Annotated in this window: 19 protein-coding genes and 2 pseudogenes; 12 read left to right on the forward strand and 9 right to left on the reverse strand. The window is 51.4% G+C overall.

The features are described from left to right. Position 1: 1 nt before the first annotated feature. The 5 genes and pseudogenes from EGK14_RS03020 to EGK14_RS03055 all read left to right on the forward strand — a co-directional run bounded on the left by EGK14_RS03020 (position 2) and on the right by EGK14_RS03055 (position 6020). Entirely contained in the window at positions 2–1933 is a 1932-nt protein-coding gene (locus EGK14_RS03020; RefSeq protein ID WP_125287589.1) for a hypothetical protein, read from the forward strand. Between the two features lie 3 nt (positions 1934–1936). Beyond that, on the forward strand, positions 1937–2896 hold the full coding sequence (locus EGK14_RS03025) for a hypothetical protein (RefSeq protein WP_125287590.1): 960 nt from the start codon (positions 1937–1939) through the stop codon (positions 2894–2896). A gap of 396 nt (positions 2897–3292) precedes the next feature. Continuing rightward, a pseudogene (locus tag EGK14_RS03035) lies at positions 3293–3503 on the forward strand (helix-turn-helix transcriptional regulator). Positions 3504–3514: 11 nt separating this feature from the next. Beyond that, positions 3515–4489, forward strand: a complete 975-nt coding sequence (locus tag EGK14_RS03040; protein WP_125287591.1) for a hypothetical protein — start codon at positions 3515–3517, stop codon at positions 4487–4489. 410 nt (positions 4490–4899) lie between these two features. Further along, a pseudogene (locus EGK14_RS03055) lies at positions 4900–6020 on the forward strand (IS3 family transposase). A 42-nt stretch (positions 6021–6062) separates the two neighbouring features. On the opposite strand, the gene EGK14_RS03060 reads toward EGK14_RS03055, so the two are convergent. Then, positions 6063–6995 carry a hypothetical protein gene (locus EGK14_RS03060; RefSeq protein ID WP_233598436.1) on the reverse strand — a complete coding sequence of 311 codons (933 nt, stop codon included), beginning with the start codon at positions 6993–6995 and terminating at the stop codon, positions 6063–6065. Positions 6996–7537: 542 nt separating this feature from the next. Between EGK14_RS03060 and EGK14_RS21495 the strand changes: the two genes are divergently transcribed. Continuing rightward, positions 7538–7765 (forward strand): hypothetical protein, encoded by a 228-nt coding sequence (locus EGK14_RS21495; RefSeq protein WP_233598437.1) that lies wholly within the window; start codon positions 7538–7540, stop codon positions 7763–7765. A gap of 106 nt (positions 7766–7871) precedes the next feature. Here EGK14_RS21495 and EGK14_RS03070 read toward each other — a convergent pair whose 3' ends face one another. The 6 genes from EGK14_RS03070 to EGK14_RS03095 form a co-directional block, all read right to left on the reverse strand. Continuing rightward, on the reverse strand, positions 7872–9038 hold the full coding sequence (locus EGK14_RS03070) for a zinc-dependent alcohol dehydrogenase (protein ID WP_125287592.1): 1167 nt from the start codon (positions 9036–9038) through the stop codon (positions 7872–7874). Then, positions 9039–9569, reverse strand: coding sequence for an SRPBCC family protein (locus EGK14_RS03075; protein WP_125287593.1), 531 nt, complete (start codon positions 9567–9569; stop codon positions 9039–9041). Positions 9570–9694: 125 nt separating this feature from the next. Further along, positions 9695–9991: a hypothetical protein gene (locus tag EGK14_RS03080; RefSeq protein WP_125287594.1), complete on the reverse strand. Its 297-nt coding sequence runs from the start codon at positions 9989–9991 to the stop codon at positions 9695–9697. A 54-nt stretch (positions 9992–10045) separates the two neighbouring features. Then, positions 10046–10492, reverse strand: a complete 447-nt coding sequence (locus tag EGK14_RS03085) for an NUDIX hydrolase (RefSeq protein WP_125287595.1) — start codon at positions 10490–10492, stop codon at positions 10046–10048. Positions 10493–10494: 2 nt separating this feature from the next. Then, complete coding sequence (locus tag EGK14_RS03090; protein ID WP_125287979.1) at positions 10495–10863, reverse strand: MmcQ/YjbR family DNA-binding protein; 369 nt, start codon at positions 10861–10863, stop codon at positions 10495–10497. 111 nt (positions 10864–10974) lie between these two features. Beyond that, positions 10975–12132, reverse strand: coding sequence for a YbfB/YjiJ family MFS transporter (locus EGK14_RS03095; RefSeq protein ID WP_199746351.1), 1158 nt, complete (start codon positions 12130–12132; stop codon positions 10975–10977). Between the two features lie 87 nt (positions 12133–12219). Here EGK14_RS03095 and EGK14_RS03100 point away from each other — a divergent pair, with 87 nt between their 5' ends. The 3 genes from EGK14_RS03100 to zinT all read left to right on the forward strand — a co-directional run bounded on the left by EGK14_RS03100 (position 12220) and on the right by zinT (position 14133). Continuing rightward, positions 12220–13017, forward strand: a complete 798-nt coding sequence (locus EGK14_RS03100) for a helix-turn-helix transcriptional regulator (RefSeq protein WP_125287596.1) — start codon at positions 12220–12222, stop codon at positions 13015–13017. Between the two features lie 156 nt (positions 13018–13173). Further along, on the forward strand, positions 13174–13389 hold the full coding sequence (locus EGK14_RS03105; RefSeq protein ID WP_125287597.1) for a DUF1471 domain-containing protein: 216 nt from the start codon (positions 13174–13176) through the stop codon (positions 13387–13389). Between the two features lie 102 nt (positions 13390–13491). Continuing rightward, positions 13492–14133, forward strand: a complete 642-nt coding sequence (zinT, locus tag EGK14_RS03110; protein WP_199746371.1) for a metal-binding protein ZinT — start codon at positions 13492–13494, stop codon at positions 14131–14133. A gap of 33 nt (positions 14134–14166) precedes the next feature. Here zinT and EGK14_RS03115 read toward each other — a convergent pair whose 3' ends face one another. Next, positions 14167–15414, reverse strand: a complete 1248-nt coding sequence (locus EGK14_RS03115) for an aromatic amino acid transporter (RefSeq protein ID WP_125287599.1) — start codon at positions 15412–15414, stop codon at positions 14167–14169. 194 nt (positions 15415–15608) lie between these two features. Between EGK14_RS03115 and EGK14_RS03120 the strand changes: the two genes are divergently transcribed. Together EGK14_RS03120 and EGK14_RS03125 are read left to right on the forward strand one after the other, a co-directional pair. Then, complete coding sequence (locus tag EGK14_RS03120) at positions 15609–15857, forward strand: DUF2534 family protein (protein WP_125287600.1); 249 nt, start codon at positions 15609–15611, stop codon at positions 15855–15857. A gap of 264 nt (positions 15858–16121) precedes the next feature. After that, the gene (locus EGK14_RS03125; protein WP_125287601.1) at positions 16122–16913 is read left to right on the forward strand and encodes an SDR family oxidoreductase; all 792 of its coding nucleotides are present in this window, start codon (positions 16122–16124) and stop codon (positions 16911–16913) included. Between the two features lie 231 nt (positions 16914–17144). Here EGK14_RS03125 and EGK14_RS03130 read toward each other — a convergent pair whose 3' ends face one another. Further along, a complete protein-coding gene (locus EGK14_RS03130) occupies positions 17145–18221 on the reverse strand; it encodes a YncE family protein (RefSeq protein ID WP_125287602.1) in 1077 nt (358 codons plus the stop codon). 307 nt (positions 18222–18528) lie between these two features. Between EGK14_RS03130 and fhuE the strand changes: the two genes are divergently transcribed. After that, positions 18529–20670, forward strand: a complete 2142-nt coding sequence (gene fhuE, locus EGK14_RS03135; protein ID WP_125287603.1) for a ferric-rhodotorulic acid/ferric-coprogen receptor FhuE — start codon at positions 18529–18531, stop codon at positions 20668–20670. Positions 20671–20850 lie beyond the last annotated feature (180 nt).

Below are 20850 nucleotides of genomic sequence, written 5' to 3' on the forward strand. Positions count from 1 at the left end.
GATGACGTCCGGGAAAGTTATTGATTATTGGCAGCGGTTAGAGTCACGGCAGTCGGAGTGGGCTTTTCGCGCCTACGATCGGCTGATTAAGACATTAAGTCATGACGTTCAGGAAAGGATACAACTTAAGGAAAGCGATGCCGAACCGTACGTGGTCATATTTGGTAAGACGCAGGTCGGCAAAACCACCTTACTGCTCGACCTGATGGATATCGATCTGCAGCAGATGGCAACGCTATCGCACGTGCTACGCGGCGGGCGGGAAGCCGGAAAATCATCCACCGCCACCGCCATGGAATATCGTCGTTCAACGGACCAGCGCTGGGGATTGTTTGTGCAATCGAAAACGCACTGGTTTGCCTCTGACGACGATATGACAGAGACCTTAGCGCAGCTCAGAAAGCAGATGGAACGGGGTGAACTGGTTGTTGATTCTCCCTGTATTGTGCATATTCCGAGGCGTTTTTTCAGGATAAAAACTTCGGGAGCACCCGGCGTGCGTATTCTGGATCTGCCTGGTGATAATCCCGCCAATATGGAAGAGCAAAAGCATGTAAATCACATGGCGAAGACCTATCTTCCCTTCGCTGATTTGATCCTGCTGATTGGTCGTGGCGACGATTTGAGCTTCCTGCAGCCACAGGTTATCACCCTGCCGGGTATTGAGGACTGGCAGGCGATGCCGCATCGGTTTCGTATCGTGACGACCTATTCTTACTCAGCGCAGTCGGTGAAGACGCTGATTCGCAACGATCCGGCTATCGATATCGCGCAGTTACGTCAGCGCCTTATTGAACAGATTGAACGCTTTAGCAACCTGAGCGACGCGGCGAAAGATCGGAACCTCTACTTTCCGCTCGAGTTTGGCAGCAGTTGGCTGAGTATGGCCGAAAACGATACCGCCCTTTACGCCCGGGTTGCCCCCATGGTCAGCCACTTGCGTAGCGAACTGTTGGAACAAATTGCAACATCGACAAGCCCACTCGGACGGCTGCGAAGTACCCTGGATACCCACCTCAGCGTTAAATATATCCAGGAGGAAAAAACGGCGGCAATCGGAAGAGAACTGCTGGGGCTAAAAAAACAGCAACAAGAGACAAAAGATAAACTGACGGTTTGGAAAAACGCTATTACTCAGACGCAGCAGAAATTAAAAAAAACGGAGAGGTTATTAAAAGATAACGCTTTACCTGTCAGCCGACGGCTTATCGATAAAGCTGCGAAAGAGACCGCAAACTTTAAATTGAAGGGAAGTTACAGCAGTGAAAAATGTACCACTTTACATAGCATGATCGCCGACTATTGCTCTAAAATTAAGAATATCCAGCTGGATGTGAAAAATAAGGCGGTCTACTGGCAAAAAGTGGCCCGCAACAAAGTTGAACCTACGAGACAGGCGGTTCAGGATATTCTTGATGAAAACTTCAGTGCTATTCGCTATAGGCTCAATGACTACTGGATCGACACCTATCTTAGTTCTGCGAATTATTTATCGGATAAAAACAGTGTCATCCATGCCGCTGATAATGCCAAAGTGGAAGTCATTCGGTTGTGGACCTCACAATGGATGGCTGCCGCAGAGAACGTCCATAATCAATACAAAAGCGAACTCACCAAAGATGGGGTAATTCTCGAGGAGTTGCGGGTAGAGCAGAATAAATCCCTTCAGAAACAGATATCACTTAAGCAACAGGCCGTATCGTGCGAAAACGAGTTAAAGAGAATTGCTGTTGAATCACAAGAGGATCTTGTCCGCTGCGAGCAGTTTGTTCACTTTCTTGATGAAGAGTATCTCAAAACATTAAGTACGCGTCTGGATTCAGTCTTTCAGGAACGTGATGATTGTGATGCGTTATTACAAGTTTTCTCCTGCGTTGCGTTGAAAAATCAGCGGGAAAATTTAATGAATTTAACTGAAAAGCATTCTGGATAAGGCATGAACGTGACCAGTGAAATAAAAAATAAAGAAAAATCGCTCGCCGAGTTAATGGTAAAAATACTCAAGGAGCCGCTCAATCCCCTTGAGAGTTCGTTAAAAAAACTCAACACAGAGGTTCTGGACACCAAAGATAAGGTTGAAGAAATCAATGATGCCATTAATGCGGTAGGTGCAAACACCGAAGAAATCATTAATCCACTGAAAAAATCGTTACGTGAGCTGCAAGACGACGATGTCCCTGGGGCGATAAGTAAGCTGAGAGATTTTATTTCGACGCAGGTTGAAGAAAAAAAACAGAATATTAGTGCCGCGCTTAGCCAACAATCGGCACACTATGATAGCCAGCTGAAAGCCGCGACCGGTGAGGTCTTTGAAAAACTGTCGGATGTTCTTGGCCAGCAAAATGAGAGTGTCCAGGCAGCAATACAGCAGTATCAGCAAACGGGTATCGACAGTGCTGAGACCTTATTGCAGCAACTGCTGAATGCTAATCGCTTCCTGGAGGAAACCTGCGCTGCGAATGCCAGCGAGCAACAGTCGACGCGAGAGCGTGACCAGCGGTTGGCTGAACGGCTGGAAAGTATCATGCAGGCCCAGCAGCAAATAAAGCAGTCGATAAGCGAACTTGACCAGCAGCTCAAGGGCGTGAGCCAAGGAGTGCAAACGACGCGAACCATGCTCGCGGAACGGCAGGAAAGCGATCGGAGGCAAGTGTTAAGCAGCCTTGAAACGTTGTCTTCCGACGTCCCGGCAGCACTGGTGCAGCATTTGACCCCACTAACCCAGGCAATTGAGTCTCTGCAAACCAGCCAGCAGGCGTTGACCGAGGCAGTGAGCCAGCAAAAGAGCTATCTGGAGGCGCAAATTGCCGCAAGTCAGGGTAGATTCCGCTACGTTGTCATCATTTTTACCCTGTTTGCTACCTCAACGCTAGCTTATATCGGCTATGACATCTGAAAAAATTTAACTCCCTGACAGGGCGAAATTGCGTGGCGTCTAACGCGACAGAGCCATTATTTTTTGAGTTGTGTATAAGGTTAGACAGCCTTGTGACTTGCTCCCCGTTGAATGCTGTTAGCTATGTCCGCAGATCGCTCTGAACAGACCTTACGGTGTTTTAGGCTGTACGCTTTGTGTCTGAAGCCGACGTTACTAGCCTCTGCCTGTATGAATAAATAGGGAACAGATCAGTTAGGCCTTGCATTACCCGGTGTGGCGGGTATTTACAACCGAAGTAAATTTATGGTGAAGAAACTGGAAGCGTTAGAGCTCTGGACGACATACCTCAATAACATCTCATGCGTTGAGTCAAAAGTGACAATCCTCAAACAAAAGGCTGGCTAATATGAAAAAATGGCAGTTATTGATAAAAAGGGTCTTGAGAAAATTTCTAACAATGACCGTATGATTCGTGAGAAAGATTGTCGGGCTGACTACTCTTGCGAGCAGCTCACGCTGTAAGCTTGGGAAGGAAGGTAAGTTCCCCAAACGTATTAAAATTGGTGCTACTGCTTATCGTCTATCTGAAGTGCAAGCTTGGATTAGAGGTGAGTGGTTAATTTAATAAGGTGTGAAATGAAAATTAATGAAATGTATGATGCTTTACGTGATGATATTGACTTGGTGAATTCATCTTTGGGTATTATAAAGAAATATAGGTTGTTTTATACTACATCTGTCGATCCCGATTATTCATACTCCAATGGTTATGATGGCTATGCAGAAAAGAACTATTACTTCAAAGGAAATTGGGGGTTTGATTACGATTTCTTTAAGGTTTTTGAAGTGGAGATTGTGAGCAAGATTTTTGTTTTGGATGAAATAAAACAAAAGATAAATTCTGTGTGCCCTGCAACCAAAGCGGCTTTTTCTAATATCAACTCATTGAACTCTGATGACTTTATTAATTCATATTTCGCGAGCAATCCTCACAAAGAAAATCTATCTGAATTTGATGATTGCATATTTCACATGGATGGTAATAATCCGCCATATATATCGGCGATGGAAATTGATGCTATAGATAATAATTTAAGCAAGATTATTTATAGCGGTTCATATTACTCTACGGGTATGGATCATGGAAACTCAGATGAAGTTGTTTGCGAGTTAAATATTGTAGGGGCTAAAAACCACCAGCCTTTTTACTTTGAGCTACTCATAGAAGCATACGCATTACTCAATGAGAATAATTTCAAAATGTCCTGTTTTATGTCATATGCGGCATTAGAGAGTTATATAAATCAAAAAATATACGGTCAAGATACCGATGAGCGGTTTTCAGATAAGTTTAAAAAAGCATATGATACAGTGCCTGGATTAACAACCCATGAAACTTTCTCTAAGTTAAATTCACTGTTAAGCGATTATACACTTGTTAGAAACACCATTGCGCATGGTAGAGATGATGATGAGATAATTGATAATATAGACGTTGACTCAGCAAAAGAAATGTATATTTACGTTTCGGCTGTGATTTTAGCGATTGAAAATGGATTTCAGAAGCTAAATGATATTAAAATTCACATTAAGCCTAAAAAGAAGAGATAAGAGGTGTTTTAGAAAACACTACTTAGCTTCTTTTATTACAGGGAGAGAACATTCTTAACTTTTTACTCCCTGTCGACTCCATCTCTATTTTAGCTAGTTTTCCCAGCTAGCTTCTTTTACCCATGAGCTGAACTGCCCAGGACCAGCAGCTTTGTTAATTTCCTCAATCAATTCATGTTCGAAACGAATGTTTTCTTAGTGCTTCCTGAACGTTCGAAAGCAGGTTTGGAACTTTTATCTTGCATTGGTGCGTACCATGTTGATTTTGTGCAACCATGAATTTAGCGGAACCCAGAAGTGCGGCAACATAACTTGGCTATTAACCAAACCGTTAACTGGTGACCTGCTCCCCGTTGATTAACACACCGCGATGTCAGTAATGTCTTCATCAGTCACATGAGGACATCCCCATGAAGAAGCGATTTTCCGACGAACAGATCATCAGTATTCTCCGCGAGGCCGAAGCCGGGGTTTCGGACAGGGAACTCTGCCGCAAGCATGCTATTTCAGACGCTACCTTCTATACCTGGCGCAAGAAGTTCGGCGGTATGGAAGTTCCCGAAGGGAAGCGGCTCAAGTCATCTGAAGAGGAGAACGCTCGCCTCAAGAAGCTGCTTGCTGAAGCCATGCTGGATAAGGAGGCGCTTCAGGTGGCTCTGGGCCGAAAGTTCTGACGACAGACCAGAAGCGGGAAGCCGTAGAGGCCATGTGTGAGGCAACGGGCCTGTCGCAACGTCGGGCCTGCAGGCTGGCTGGTCTGTCCCTTTCAACCTGCCGTTATTCGGCTCAGCGCCCGGCTGCTGACGCACAGCTATCTCTACGTATCACAGAGCTGGCACCTGAACGCCGCCGCTTTGGTTACCGGCGTATCTGGCAGCTTCTGCGGCGTGAAGGTCTTTGCGTTAATCACAAGCGGGTTTACCGCATCTGTCACCTTAATGGCCTGAGCGTAAAACGCAGACGGCGTCGTAAAGGGCTGGCGACTGAGCGGCTTCCATTGCTGCGCCCGGATGCGCCGAACCTGACCTGGTCGATGGATTTTGTCATGGATGCACTCGGCAATGGCCGCCGGATTAAGTGCCTTACCTGTGTGGATGATTTCACAAAGGAGTGCCTGACGATCACCACTGCATTCGGGATTACAGGCGTTCAGGTGATACGCATCCTGGACAGCATTGCGCTGTTTCGTGGCTATCCTGCGACGATAAGAACCGATCAAGGCCCGGAATTTACTTGTCGCGCGCTCGATCAATGGGCCTTTGAACATGGTGTTGAATTGCGCTTAATTCAGCCGGGCAAGCCAACTTAGAACGGATTTATTGAGAGTTTCAACGGCCGTTTCCGGGATGAATGCCTGAATGAGCACTGGTTCAGCGATGTTCTTCATGCCCGGAAAATCATTAATGACTGGCGGCAGGACTATAACGAGTCCAGACCTCATTCATCGTTGAATTATCAGACGCTGGCTGAATTTGCAGCAGGCTGGAGAAATGGAAAAATAGAAGGTAACCAAACCGATATTACTAACTGATCGTTGTATCTAACACTGGGGGCAGGTCATAAGTTAATGGAGTTAACCTACCTGAGCCTTTAATAAAAAAAATTCATGGTCATCAATTTTTTTCTCTTCAAATAATGGGGACCGATATTGCTCCATATAAATGGTAAACATAATGAAGTCATCTTCGGTCAGTTCGATTTTTCGCTGTGAATGCTCAGTCTTGAGTGAAGATTGTTGTTTCCTTGGATCAACTACATCATCTGGTAGATTTTGTACAATCAGGATGAAGCGAATGTTACCTCGTGAGTCTGGAAGGGTTGGCCCCACGCAATCCTTCAACAACAATTGAACTTCACCAACACGTAAGCCATAGTTAAACATTAACCGGTGGATAAGGTAGTTACGGTATTGTTGAAATCCTGAATCGAATGGGTTTTGGGGATTAACCACGGCCGTGAATAATTCGCCGGTCTCGATATCTGAAAATTCAGGAGTGGAGGGGATTAACATGTTCGTTAGTTCGACACTTTGCTGACTGGTGATACTTTTGTATCGGTGTGCGGGTTCGTTCCTGGATACTTCAACTCTGTTGAAGACCTTAATTCTGTCAGCGAGATCTCTGTGGTTCGCCTGGTTAATCTGGTGAGCTTCAACAGGTGACATATCCTGATATGCCAGATTCATATATCTATAGTTGAGATACTTAAGGAATCGGCCAACGTTTCTGACGTGGTTACCATAGGTGGACTTGTTGGTTCTGGAGAGTGCAGAATGTAAAAACCCGGTAGAGATTATGTCGGTCTCGTCACTCAGGTGCTGCTTCCCGAGCAGGTAAGTAAAGAAGCCATCAAGCTCCCTGATAAAACAGGAGATATTGTAGCCAGACCGATAGAAATCGTAGTCAAATGTTTGTTTGTGCTTCTTAAAGTAATAGACGTAAAAGAAACGCAGCGAACACAGAATGTTTTCTTGAGTCCCCAGATGTTTCTTGCTCAGTTCATTCATTCCATAAATTGTGGCGAACATGACCGGTAGGGTAGTCACATCATCAACTATGAGATGAGTTCTCTGGTTGTTCCTCGATAAATGTAAGATGGAATATGCCATGAACTTAGCGGATGCCCCGTAATTTTTGCGTTATGAAGTCATCGTAAGTCCACAACTAAACTTTGGCAACTTACTGATTCATCAGTAAGTTCCTGAAAGAGAGGAACTCATGAACTTAAGAACAAACCCACCATATTTAACATAATATACATTATGCGCACCAGGATAAGTAAGATTGAACGGACGTCCTGATTTGTTGCAACGCACTGATTGCGGCGTCGATCCCGACATTAGCCCTGATGGCTGAAGTCCACCTGGCTACTGTCTACGCTGAATCCCACCTGACCGTTGCCGATAACCTCTATATGGTGTTTGCATGAATAGTATCCTTCCACTGTTCGCTATGGCCTTTTCCTTTTGCAGTTCCGCTGCTGTAGATCCCGGACCGGGAACATATGTGTGATATCCACATAACCAGTTCCCGAACTGAAACGCTGGTATTGCCGGAAGCGGCGCTTGTTCAGGATCATGGCAGTGACTATCAGGTGAAAATGCCCGGTAACGAAGTGGCGTCGCCAGAACTGGCAAGCGTGTTGGGCGGGGTCAAACAGCAGGCCACTGTTAACGGGGTGACATTTTTCTGGCAAGCTAAATATGACGATCGCTTTATCATTGAAAACACCAACACGGGTTTCTTTTATCGCCTGAGACACTGCAAAAAAATGTAAGGCACCGCCGGGCAGCGGCGCCCTTTTCTTTCATTAATATCATCACGTTCATGCCGGTAAGTTGCCAGCCGCAACAACATCTCCGGCCATACCGCACAGTGAATGTTCAGGGAGCGAAAATCGCTCTGACGCAGCCGTCTTCCTTGTGTTTGAACATTTCATAGCCGCGCGGCGCGTCTTCCAGCGAGAAACGGTGCGTCGCCATAAAGGCCGGATTCAGCTCGTTTTTTGCCACGTGATCCAGCAGCCGATGCATATAACGCTGCCCGTGCTGCTGCGCGGTACGGATGGTCAGGCTTTTATTGATCATCAGCCCAAGCGGAAATTTATCCATCACGCCATATACGCCAAGAATGGCAATATTGCCGCCTTTACGACACGCATAGAGCGCCTGGCGCAGCGCAGCGCCGACGTCTGTCTCCAGATGCAGTAGCTGTTTAGCTTTGTCGTACACCTGGCTTAAGCCTTCGCCTCGCGCTTCCATACCGACCGCATCGATGCAGCTGTCCGGGCCGCGTCCGCCGGTAAGTTCCAGCAGCGCCTCGTTGATATCCACCTGGGTATAATCCAGCGTGAGGCTGCCGGCATAGTCGCGCGCCATCGCCAGCCGCTCCGGATAGCGATCGATGCCGATAACCTGATGTGCACCCATCAGCCATGCGCTCTGCTGCGCCATCAGGCCAACGCCGCCACAGCCCCAGACCACCACGGTATCGCCGGGATGAATATTGCAAAAGTCCGCGCCCATATAGCCCGTGGGCGCCGCGTCGGACAGAAAAAGCGCCTGCTCATCGGTTACGCCATCCGGGATCACAAAGCAGTCGTTATCGGCAAAAGGTACGCGAACGTATTCGGCATGGGAACCTGCATAGCCGCCAAAGGCGTGGCTGTAGGCATAAATGCCGCCGGTCGGATGGCCCAGCACCGTCTCGCCCTTTTCCCATTGGGGATGGGTGTTATCGCAGCAGGAAGGCAGCTCATGCTGGCAATACCAGCAGGAACCGCAGGAGATAAAGGAAGGAACCACCACCCGATCGCCACGGCGGATATTTTTCACCGCGCTGCCTGTTTCAACCACTTCGCCCATAAATTCATGACCAAGGATATCGCCCTCGCGCATACTGGGGATCAGCCCGTCGATAACATGCAAATCGGAGCCGCAGGTGGTGGTCAGGATAACGCGAATAATGGCATCGTGAGGGTTAAGCAGACCAGGATCCGCCACTGTTTCAACGCTGAGATCGTTAACGCCATTCCAGCAAAGTGCGCGCATTTATGTCTCCTTATCCTGACGTTCGGCATGACGGCCAGCGGGCTGACCGTTAATCGTAGGGATCTCTCCGGTTTCGGCGAGGCTTTTAAAGCGATGCAGCGCTATGCTGGCAATCTCTTTGGGCAGCAGATCGAAAAAGGTAGTCACTTTTTTACCCAGGGTGCCGCCAGGCGGCGTGAAAGTCAGGGTTAATGCCAGTTCGGTTCCCCATTCGCCAGGCGCAGGCGTCAGCACCAGCTTGCCCTCGTTAGGGATATCAGCGCCTTCCAGCGACTGCCAGGCAATAATCTCGCCCGGCTGCGCCTCGACGATACGACTTTCCCAGCCATATTTTTTCCCCGCCGGGCCATCGATCTGCCAGTGCGCATCGCTTTTATTGATCGGCGTGACCTCTGCGAAATGGCTCATAATGCGCGGCAAGGTATCCGGCGCCAGCCAGAGAGCAAAAAGATCGGTGGCGGGAAGTCCTATGGAGATCCAGCGGCGGAGCGTCAGTTCTTTAGCGGATTCAGGTAGCGGTTTTCTGGCCAAATGTTCCCCCTGTAAGGTACAAAAAGCGGCGTTCGGTATATTTGAGTTAAGTCCAGAAAGGCGAATGCTGCGAGCGAAATCGCGCTTTACGGGCGCAACAGGCGCCGGGCTATCCCCGGCAGGATTTATTGCTGGCTATTTTGCCAGTGCTGCTCGCAGTGCTCCCTGGCTTCGGCAGGCAGATCGCGCAGGTCCGGCAGGCTGTCGCCAGAGCCGTAACCCATCGCTTCGGTGGCTTCTTTCTGTTCATCCTCTGCGGCAAAGCTGAGCGTCTCATCCAGCTTTTGCCAGCCGCCGCCGTCTTTGCGGTAAATTAACGCATGGGTTGGCGTGCTCTCGTCATCGCCATAAATTTCATATTTCTGCACCGGCGCGTCTTGCGGACCAAACTGTAGCGTGTCGATCAGAACTGAATCAGCCATCTTGCTTCTCCTCTGTGAGTAAAAAGTAAGGGTAGTCTAAAGATTCAGGTACTGTCAGGCGGATAGCGAAGCGAGGATGGTGGCCAGGCCCTGAGGATAGATAATCTCAGCGGTGGCCTGTAATTCAGACACGCGCCACCAGCGGTGGTCGCTGATAACACGTTTTTCATTGTGACTCCAGCCGTGGGTGCTGATGCCGTGGCGTGTTGCCTGCACCATGTAAAACTTCTCCAGCGCTCTGACCTCCTCGCCATTCGGCAGCGTCATGACAAAACTTTGTTGCGCGATGCTGCTGCCAATATCGGCACAAATAATTCCGGTTTCTTCGCGCAGCTCTCTGATGGCAGCCTGAGCAAAAGATTCGCCCTGCTCAACGCCGCCGCCGGGCGTTGCCCAATAGGTCTGTCCCGCCAGCGCATCCGCTGTGTGGCTATATCTGAACAGCAATATCCGCTGGCCTTCATCCAGGATCAAAAGCCGGGCTGCCGGACGAACACGCATTTTTATTTCCTTTTAGGTGAGAAAGTCAGCCCGTGGCTGTCTGCAAGTAATTCAAAGATTTCTGATGATGATAAAGGGCCGACAAGGATCACGCTGATCCAGTGTCCTTTATTCATATGATAAGCGGGCAGAATGCCCTCTTTGAGACGCAGCGAACCGATGTGCTCCGGCCTGACTTTTACGTTAAGGATATCTACCCTTTCTTCATGCTCCAGCCCCAGCTTTGTACCGGGCACGTTCATAACGATAGCGAACCATTTCTTGCCATTGGCATGACGAAGTACGGCATAACCCGGCTGGTTGCGCCAAAGGTATTCCGGTTCTGACTGAAAGTTTTCCCGAACGTAGCTGAATAATGTCTCTCTTTCCATGACGTCTCCTGCCGCAAGAAAAATCGCCTTTGGATTATGCCCCTGCAGCGGCGGAATGGAGAAAAACTTTGCCCTAAAAAACGGGGCGTTCAACACGGCCTTGCCACTGATTTACGCGGTATTTTTAATGCCGAACAGCACCAGGATGCCGCCGGCAACAAGCCCTGCCGCCGCCAGCAACAGCGCCGGTTCCAGCGAATGAAACAGCGTCACGCTTAACGACGACATCAGCGGGCCAATCAGCTGCCCCGTTGCGTAACCGGAAGTCAGTACCGCTACCGTCCGCGCCACGGCACCCTGCGTAACTTCACGCGCCAGCCGCATCGCCAGCTGCATGATGGAAAGAAAACCCAGCCCGGTTAACAGCGTGGCGATAAGCAGCCCCTTCGCATCATGGAAAAAAACCACGCTGGCGACGCCCGCACCCTGCACTATCATGGCCGTAGCCAGCGCAGGCTGCGTACGGATACGCGCGGCAAAGGCAATAACCAGCAGCACACCCGCTACCGCCGCCAGCCCAAACAGCGGCCAGAAAAAGGCGGCCTGGTTGCCGACCGTAAAAATAGCGTGTGCCATCTGCGATAAAAACGTTGCCGGCAGAATATAGCCGAAGCCCGCCAGGCTATAGGCCGCCAGCAAAAGCTTCAGGTTGCGGTTTAGCGGCTCGGGTTTTGTTTTGCCGTTGGTGGTCGCCAGCGTCTTTGGCAGCCGGGTAAAAATCATCAGGGCGGCAATAGTCGCCACCACGCCGTAAACCAGCCAGGCCTGTGAGGCATGAAAGCCCAGACAGGCCATCGTCCAGGCCAGCACGCCGGTTAAGGTAATCCCCACTCCGGGGCCGGTAAATACCGCCGCCGACAGTTTTGGCGTCTGCTTGCCCGCCAGCACCAGCTGTGTCCAGGAAGTCACGATAATCAGCGCCCACGCGCCGCCCACGCCAGAAACAAAGCGGAACAGGCATTGCAGCATAAAGCTGGAGGTAGCGGCGGAGAGCAGCGTAACCAGCACCGTCGCCATCAGGCCCGTTTTTAAATAAAAGGTATGATGGCGTTTTAATTTACTGACGTGGATGGCGCCCAGCAAATAGCCGATGTAGTTCATCGCCGCCAGGATCCCAGCGCTGGAAAGCGTAAGAAAGCCATCCTCAATCATTAAAGGGATTTGTGGCGTTAAAGAAAAACGGCCAATGCCCATCACGGCGACAAGGGTAATTATCCCCGTAAGCATGACGCCGGGCGCGCCGGTATATTGCGAGGCCTGAGTAGACATAATTTTTGCTTTGCTCCTGCGAAATATCTTAATCTGGCGGCCATACTATTTCGCAATCGCTGAATGAAAAATGGGGCGAATTATCCTATGACAGGCAGTCATACCCGGGAACGCAACGAGGATATTAAAAACTTCCTGACGCATCACCGTTCACGGCTTAATCCTGAAGACTATGGTTTTACGCTGCAACCGCGGCGGGTAAAAGGCCTGCGACGAGAAGAAGTGGCGCAGCTCGCCGCCGTCAGCGTCAGCTGGTATACCTGGCTTGAGCAGGGACGCGATATCAGTATTTCGCCCGCCGCGCTGAAGCGGATCGGCAACGTGCTGCAGCTTTCCACCACCGAACAGGATTATCTGGACAGGCTGATTTTCGGCGCGAAAAATGCACCGAAACCGGGCGCAATACCGCATGAGGTTAAAGTGATGGCGGACGCGCTGGCGCCGCATCCCGCGTTTATCCGGCGCGCCAATATGGATATTCTCTACTGGAACGAAGCGGCCAGAAGCCAGATTTTTGACTGGTCGACTATCCCCGAAGACGATCGTAACTCGCTGAAGCTGATGTTTATCAGCGACGACTATAAGCAAAAAATCCATCACTGGGAGCTGGCCGCGAAGCATACTATTGCCGCCTTTCGCACCTATTACGCTGCCAGCAACTATGCAGAAGATTTCGGGCGGGTGATTGACGATCTTACCGCCCGCAGCGAGGCGTTCCGTGAGATGTGGCATCGGCAGGACGTCAGCAAGTTCGGCACGGGCAACAAGGCTATTATCGATAGCCAGGGAAAAATCAATCATTACACCTATAGCGCGCTGGAAGTGGAAAGCGCGCCGGGTATCTTTCTTATCTTTTATCTTTGCCGCGCTTCAGAACAGCCATAACCCTTATTTACAGGGCGTACGCGCCCTCTTATTTTTCAGTTTTATTGATTAAGAATGGCAAAACTATCGGCTTTCAAACCCGCACTAACGCGCTTATCATTTCTTACATCAAGGCGAAATGCCTTTAAATCTGATAATTAAAGTAAGGAACCTTCCATGAAAGCCATCAAAAAATTAGTTGTTATTACCGCCCTTTCACTGTTCTCTTCCGTGAGCTTCGCCCAAAGCGTCACCGCCTGTGCTTCCACCCTGGACGCCGCCGAAGCGCAGATTTCAGCCCAGGCGAAAGCGGCCAACGCCTCTTACCGCATTACCGAAGCCAATTATAACAACGGCGTTCATATGACTGCGGTTCTTTCTGCTAAAGAGTAATAGCCAGCTATGGCCTCCGTCACTGGCGGCGCAACTTCATTGCTGTCCGCCTAAGCGTTATGTTATAACATAATTTAATTCATTCTCACGGAGGATTATATGTTGGCGTTAAACATAAAGAAGTCGGGCCTGGCGTTAGGCGCCCTGCTGATGTGCGGACAGGTTTTTGCACATAGTGCCCACTCGCAATTGAGCGAAGCCGAGCAAAAAGCGGCGGAAGGCGTTTTTGACAACCAGGACGTTAAGGAAAGAAGCCTGACGGACTGGGACGGCGTCTGGCAGTCGGTCTACCCTCTGCTGGACAGCGGCGAGCTTGATCCCGTGCTGCAAAAGAAAGCCGAAAAAGATAAAAGCAAAACCGTTGAGCAGCTTAAAGCGTATTACCGCAAGGGCTATGCCACCGATATCGATACGCTGGCGATTGAAAACGATGTTATCGAGTTTCGTCGCGGCGACCAAACCAGCAGCTGTCACTACTACTACAATGGTCATCAAATCCTGACATATGCTTCGGGAAAAAAAGGCGTTCGCTATCTGTTTGAATGCCGCGACGCCAACAGCAAGGCACCAAAATACGTGCAGTTCAGCGATCACACCATTACGCCCCGCAAATCGGCTCACTTCCATATTTTTATGGGCGACACCTCTCAGGAAGCGTTGCTAAAGGAAATGGACAACTGGCCCACTTTTTATCCATGGCAGCTGACCAACGCTCAGGTCGTTGATGAGATGCTGCATCATTAAAGAAAACGGCCCGGTAATGACCGGGCCGAATAGCTAGCCGCGAAACACCGGCAGCCAGCCAAACCAGCTCAGCGTCCAGGCCAGCACGTTCAGCGCGCCAAACAGCATAACAACGACAATGGCTACATTTTGCCTGCCGGCGTGCATGGTTGCTTCCGGAAACTTCTGCTGCGCTTTACCCGCCAGCAGCGCAGGCACTATCACCGCCCACAGCGTGGCGAACAGCCCGGCAAAGCCAATCGCGGCGATAAACCCGTCTGGAAACCACAGGGAGGCGCACAGCGCCGGTAAAAACGTCAGACAGGCCGTTTTTAATCTGCCCAGCCGCGTATCCGCCATCTGCAATCGGTCGGCAATAAAATCAAACAGCCCTGCCGTTACGCCAAGAAACGAGCAGATCACCGCGAAGTGCGAGAAAACATCCATCAGCAGCGCCAGCGCGCTCACGTGCAGATAGCGTCGTAAGGCCGCCATCAGCGCCTCAATATCGCCGCCCGCATCGATAATGGCAGGAAAAGAGCCGCGCGGAAGATTGCCCATCGTGCCGGTCAGCCAGAACAGGTAGATTACCAGCGACATAAAAGTCCCCAGCATCAGCGCCCTGTTTACCTGTTTTTTATCGCCCGCGTAGTAGCCGATCAGGCCGCTGATATTGCCGTGATAGCCGAAGGAGGCAAGACAGAACGGCAGCACTGCCAGCGTATAGGGCCAGTAGGCCTGCCCGGAGGCGCCGCTGTTAGCCAGCGTGGCAATATCCAGCTGCGTCAACAGCCCGCCAAACAGCGTGACCAGCAGCAGGATTTTCGCCAGCACGCAGAAGGTCATCAGTCGGCTGACGCCTTTGGTGCCCAGCCAGACCACTGCCGCCACGCACAGCGTGAGCATGATTTTGGCATCCGCCACGGAAAGATGCAGACCCGCGCGATTTAAAGAGCTCTGGTAGACCGGCCCGCTGGCGGAGATATAGGCATAGGTAAGAATGCCCAGCACAAACAGAATGCTCAGCCCGTTTACGGCCGCCCAGCCGCGCCCCAGCAGATCGCACGTGATGGTATCGAAACCGGCGCCCAACGGATAATGCTGGCTGGCCTGCACAAACAGTAATCCTGTCAGCAACATGCAGACCCAGCTGACCATCAGGATCAGCAATGACCAGCCGTACCATGCGCCGGCCATGACCACGGGAAGCGTAAACATACCGGCGCCAACCACGGTTCCGCAGACGATCATGGCGCCCCACCATACCGAAGGCCGATGGCGGGCTAACGAACTCTCCCTCATAAGTTTCCTGCTAAATAAATGACGTTAAGCCCGCAATTCTACTGCAAATGCCCCGCTATAACTGTACATAATTCCGCCCTACTGAGAAAAACCGCTCGCGGCCGGATTGAGGAGACGATTTTGCCAGGTTTCAGGAACGCTTTGCAAAGGGAGTTGTTATACTGCGGCGCACTATTTGCTTGTGGAAACGGGTTATGAAACGGAAAGAAACAAAGCGGTTTATCGCCGCGCTGGCTGTGGTACTGGTTATTGCGCTTACGGTGATGTCAAAAGTGATGATCGGCGGCGCGATTGACGAATACCATATCCCTTTGCATGACTGGTCAGCGGGCATGCTGGCGCCACAGCTGTTTATGATCGTCGTCTATTCGCTGGTCTTTACCGGGCTGCTGGCTATTCCGCTCTGGTACTGGTTTTTGGGCGAAAAAGCGCCGGATGCCTGACGCCGTGACTCACTGTACGACGCCCTTATAGCCTTATTATTTTCTTGTCTAACGGCATGCTGGCCGCCGGTCACGCAGGCGGCTTCATCAGAAAGAGAAATTTTGCTCAACCCACCATTGAATAATGTTCAACTCACTTAAAGTCATGATTTATCTGGTTTTATAAGTAAAAATTGCGGGGGGGTACCGCCGACCGCCCGCGCCTCGCTTTTTTGCTGCCAGGATTAAAAGAGCGCTAACGCAGAATATAAAAGAGGATCGGGTATGAATAAAATTGCATTAATTACCGGGGCTTCCAACGGGATCGGACTGGAACTGGCCAGGATTTTTGCGAAAAACGGTTATGACATTGTGGCCGTAGCGCGTAATGAGGAAAAACTGCACAAGGCCTGCGAGGAGCTGCGCAGCTACGGCACCAGGATCCATGCACTAAGCGCGGATTTAAGCCGCTATGATGAGATCGAAAAGCTGAAGCAGCGTATTGATAACGACGGGCTGGCGCTGGATGCGCTGGTTATCAATGCCGGTCAGGGTCTGGGCGGCCGCTTTATTGGCGGCACGTCGCTGGAAAAAGAGCTACAGCTAATCCGTCTTAATGTCGATTCTTACGTCCATATGGCTAAAATTTTCCTGCCCGCGATGATCGAACGTCAAAGCGGCCACGTCCTGATGACCTCTTCCATCTCCGGCACCTCGCCTGTGCCTTTCGAGGCGATTTATGGCGCGAGTAAAGCCTTCGTCAATTCCTTCTTCTGGGCCATTCGCAACGAGCTGAAAGGGTCGGGCCTGAATATGACGCTGCTGATGCCCGGCGCGACGGAAACCAACTTCTTTAAGAACGCGGGCCAGGCCAATACCAAAGTCGGTGCCAGTCAGCCGACCAAACCCGCGGAAGTGGCTGAACGCGCGTGGTATGCATTAATGAGTGGTCATGAATATGTTTACGGCAGCGATGAGGCTGAACATGAGGGCGACGTGCTGAACCGCCTTCAGAGCGAATCGCAAAAGGCGCAGCGCCACCGCATTATTTCAGAGCCGGATTCGGCGTCGCGCTAATCCCTTTGCCTGCCGGTTTTACCGGCAGGCAAAGCTTATTTAATAAGCTACGCCCCTGTCTTTGTTGAATAAAATTAAATTTAGCCGTTATATAACCCCGGTAATTTTCTGACCTGAGGCTTTATCGTTTAATCTGTCTCAACATCAGGATTTCATTCACCTTCTCCCTGATACGAGCCGGAAACGCGTCCGTTAAGCAGCCGATAAAAACACGCAGGCGGTGCCTTTTGCTTATTTCAGCGCGATACGGGCTACGCTGTCCTTGCCTTTAGTAGAATCATCTTTGTTGAAATCCTGCTTGAGCGTGACGTAAAGCGTCTGCCCGTCCGGCGAAACCAGCAGGCTGTTCGGGCTGCTGTCGAACGACCAGCTGTTTTTCACTGCATAGCTGGTGGCGTCCAGCTGTAACACCTTTCTGGATCCGCGCTGGCTGATATACAGCTCGTTACGCTTCGCGTTAAACTTGATGCCCAGCGCATCGCCTTCGATGCGTTTAATCACTTTACCGCTGCGCTCATCAAACACCAGCGTGGTTTTTGCCTTCGAGCTGTCAGTAACGAACAGGCGGCCGGTGGCCGGATCTTCCGCCAGGTTCAGCAGCAGATAAGCTTTGCCATCGCCCGCCGTCCAGCGTTTTTCGATTTTCTGCGTACGCGGGTTGATCACCAGCACTTCGCCGCCGCCGTTAGCCGCGTAAAGACGGTCGGTTACCGGCGAATAAATAATGCCTGTCACCCACTTGCCGGCGTTCCTGATGGTCTTGCTCAGCTTCAGCGTTTTGGCATCCACCACCCAAATCACGCCCGGATCGCCCACGCCGCCTATGTAAAGCTTCCCTTCGTGCCAGAAAATTTCACGCGCGCCGTAAGGCGAGCCGTCTTTGCCCTTCTCGCTGAATGCCAGACGTTTCAACACTTTGCCGCTTTCTGCATCTACTTTAGAAATGGTGCCGTCGAGCGAGTTAGTGGTGTAGAACACGCTGCCGTCCGGCTCGACCGCCATACCAAAGTTTTTCAGATCGGTGTGGGTTTCACCGGTGGTTGCCAGCGTGGCGGGATCCAGACGATACAGAATGCCGCCGTTGACGTTTTTAAAAGATTGTGCGCTGGCGACGTAAAGCGCTTTCGGCGTCCAGGCCATTTCATACAGTCCATCGCCCAGCGCACGCTCGGCAGGCTGCGCTTGCGCTTTTGCCGTCGCGGCAGAATTAACGGGCGCTTCTGGTTTTTTTGCCGGGGTCTGACAGGCGGCCAGACTGAATGCAGCAACGACCGCAAGGGCTGCTTTACGCGGGCTAAAAGATTTCATGCAGGACTCCATCAATGGATAAGCGGCCTGATAGCCGCTAAAAAGAATGAGAATCATACGCATTAGCAAAGGAGATGTAAATCTGCGCCATGCGTCGGACGGGATAGAGCGGCGCGGCTAACACGTTTCCCCTGTAAAAATAACAAGTTGTTACACTTTACTAACGGGTTGCTTAGAGACTACCTAAAAGCCAATAATTATCATTACCATTCTCACTGCGATCTCTTCGCTGCATAGCGCAGCCGGAGCGCCGTGAACGCACGTCCCACCGGACAATAAAAAAGCAGTGGCCTATTGTGAGAATGTTATGTCTTTAAACCTCAGGGGAAACGGTGCGCGAGCGCCGGTGTTTACCGTCTCGCTGCTGGCGCTGGCTGTCCATGCCCTGCTTACTCCGGCCCTGGCCGAAGAGTCTGATATGGTCGTTAATGCGGCTTCTGATGACGGCAGCACCAGCGAACAGCAGGATTACAGCGTTAAAACCACGCGCGCGGGCACAAAAATGCTGATGACGCCGCGCGACGTGCCGCAGTCGCTCAGCGTGGTAACCAGGCAGCGCATGGCGGATCAAAATTTGCAGTCGGTCGGCGAAGTGCTGGATAACACCACCGGCATCGCCAGCGAGGTTATCGACAGTGAACGCTCCGCTTATTTTTCACGCGGTTTCCAGATTACTAATTTTACCTATGACGATATTCCCACCTCCGTCAGCGATACCTGGAACTTTGGCGATGCGGCGGAAGATACCGCTATCTATGACCGTATCGAAGTGGTACGTGGTGCGACTGGCCTGATGACCGGCGCAGGCAGCCCTGCCGCTTCGGTTAATATGGTGCGCAAACACGCCGACAGTAAAACCTTTACCGGCAACGTGTCGGCCAGCTACGGCAGCTGGCACAAACAGCGCTACGTGGTTGACGCTTCCGGCCCGCTGAGCGAGTCCGGCAACGTGCGCGGCCGCGTGGTGGCAGGCTATCAGGATGGCGATAGCTGGCTGGATCGCTACCATAAAGCCAAAAAATTTGTCTATGGGGTTATCGATGCCGATGTGACCGACAGCACCACGGTTTCGCTCGGTTACGACTATCAGCAGACCCATACCGGTAACCCTACCTGGGGCGGCCTGCCGACCTGGTACAGCAACGGCACGCGTACGCATTACGATCGCCACACCAGTACGGCAGCGGACTGGACGCGCTATAGCGTGGATTCGCGTAAAGTATTCGCCAATATCAGCCATCAGTTCGACAACGGCTGGATCTTCCGCGCCGATGGTACCCATGCGGAAGAAACCTTTAACGACAAGCTGCTTTATCTGCAGCAGTGGCCGGATGAACAAACGGGCGAAGGCACGACTGGCTTCGGCAGCAAGGACAGAGGCAAGCGCAGGCTGGATGCTTTCGATACCTATGCCAGCGGCCCGTTCAGGCTGTTTGGCCGCCAGCACGAGCTGGTGGCTGGCAGCAGCTACAGCCGTCAGCATAATGCGACCTACAGCGCCGACGGCCCTTACGACGAAGGCCAGATCGGCAGCTTCCACGACGGCTGGAACGGCGATGCGAACGAGCCTGCCTGGGGAAACTGGTATCAGAATGCGGACGATATGGTCAGGCAGAAAGCGTTGTACGGCGCCGCCCGCTTCTCGCTGGCCGATCCGCTGTCGCTGATTGTCGGCGCACGCTATACCCAATGGCGCACCACCGGCAGCAGCGGCGATGTGAAAAAGAACGATATCACGCCTTACGGCGGGCTGGTGTATGACATTAATGATACCTGGTCAGCCTATGCCAGCTATACCTCGATCTTCCAGCCGCAAACGTATCGCAGCAAAAACGGCGGCTATCTGTCGCCGGTAACCGGCAAAAATTACGAAACGGGCCTGAAATCCTCATGGGACGATGGTCGCCTGACCGCCACTTTCGCCCTGTTCCGTATTGAACAGGAAAACGCAGCTGAAGCCGATGGCGATAATTATGTGAACGGCTCCAGCGAACAGGCTTATGTTGCGACCAAGGGCGCAGTGAGCAGAGGCGCGGAATTCGAGCTGAACGGCGCGGTGACGGATAGTCTACAAATGACTTTCGGCGCGACGCGCTTTGTCGCGACGGACTCTACCGGGCGCTACAACAGCCAGATGCCGCAAACCCAGCTGAAACTGTTTACCCGCTACCGTCTGCCGATGCTTCAGCAGCTGACCGTCGGCGGTGGCGTAAACTGGCAGAATCGTACTTTCCAGGACGCAACCGGCCCGGACGGCGAAACCAAACGGCTTTATCAGGGCAGCTATCCACTGGCTAACCTGTTTGCCCGCTATCAGGTAACGACGCAGCTGGCCGTGCAGGCCAACGTCAATAATCTGTTTGACCGCACTGAATATACCTGGCTAAGCGACTCTGCGGTTTACGGTCAGCCGCGTAATTATGAGGTCAATCTCTCCTATAGGTTTTGATTTCTCTGAGAGCACCCGGCCTGGCGCCGGGTTTTCATCATGCTCCTGAAAATATAAGCAAAAAGTGGTCGATGACAGCATAGCCGCAAAATCACAGGGGGCTTTGCTGTTATATCGATGGTCATCGGATTGTCCCGGATAGCGCATGTAGCCTTGCAAGCGAATCAGCCGCCCTCTACT

The sequence above is a fragment of the Erwinia sp. 198 genome (assembly GCF_003937915.1).
Lineage (GTDB): Bacteria > Pseudomonadota > Gammaproteobacteria > Enterobacterales > Enterobacteriaceae > Erwinia > Erwinia aeris.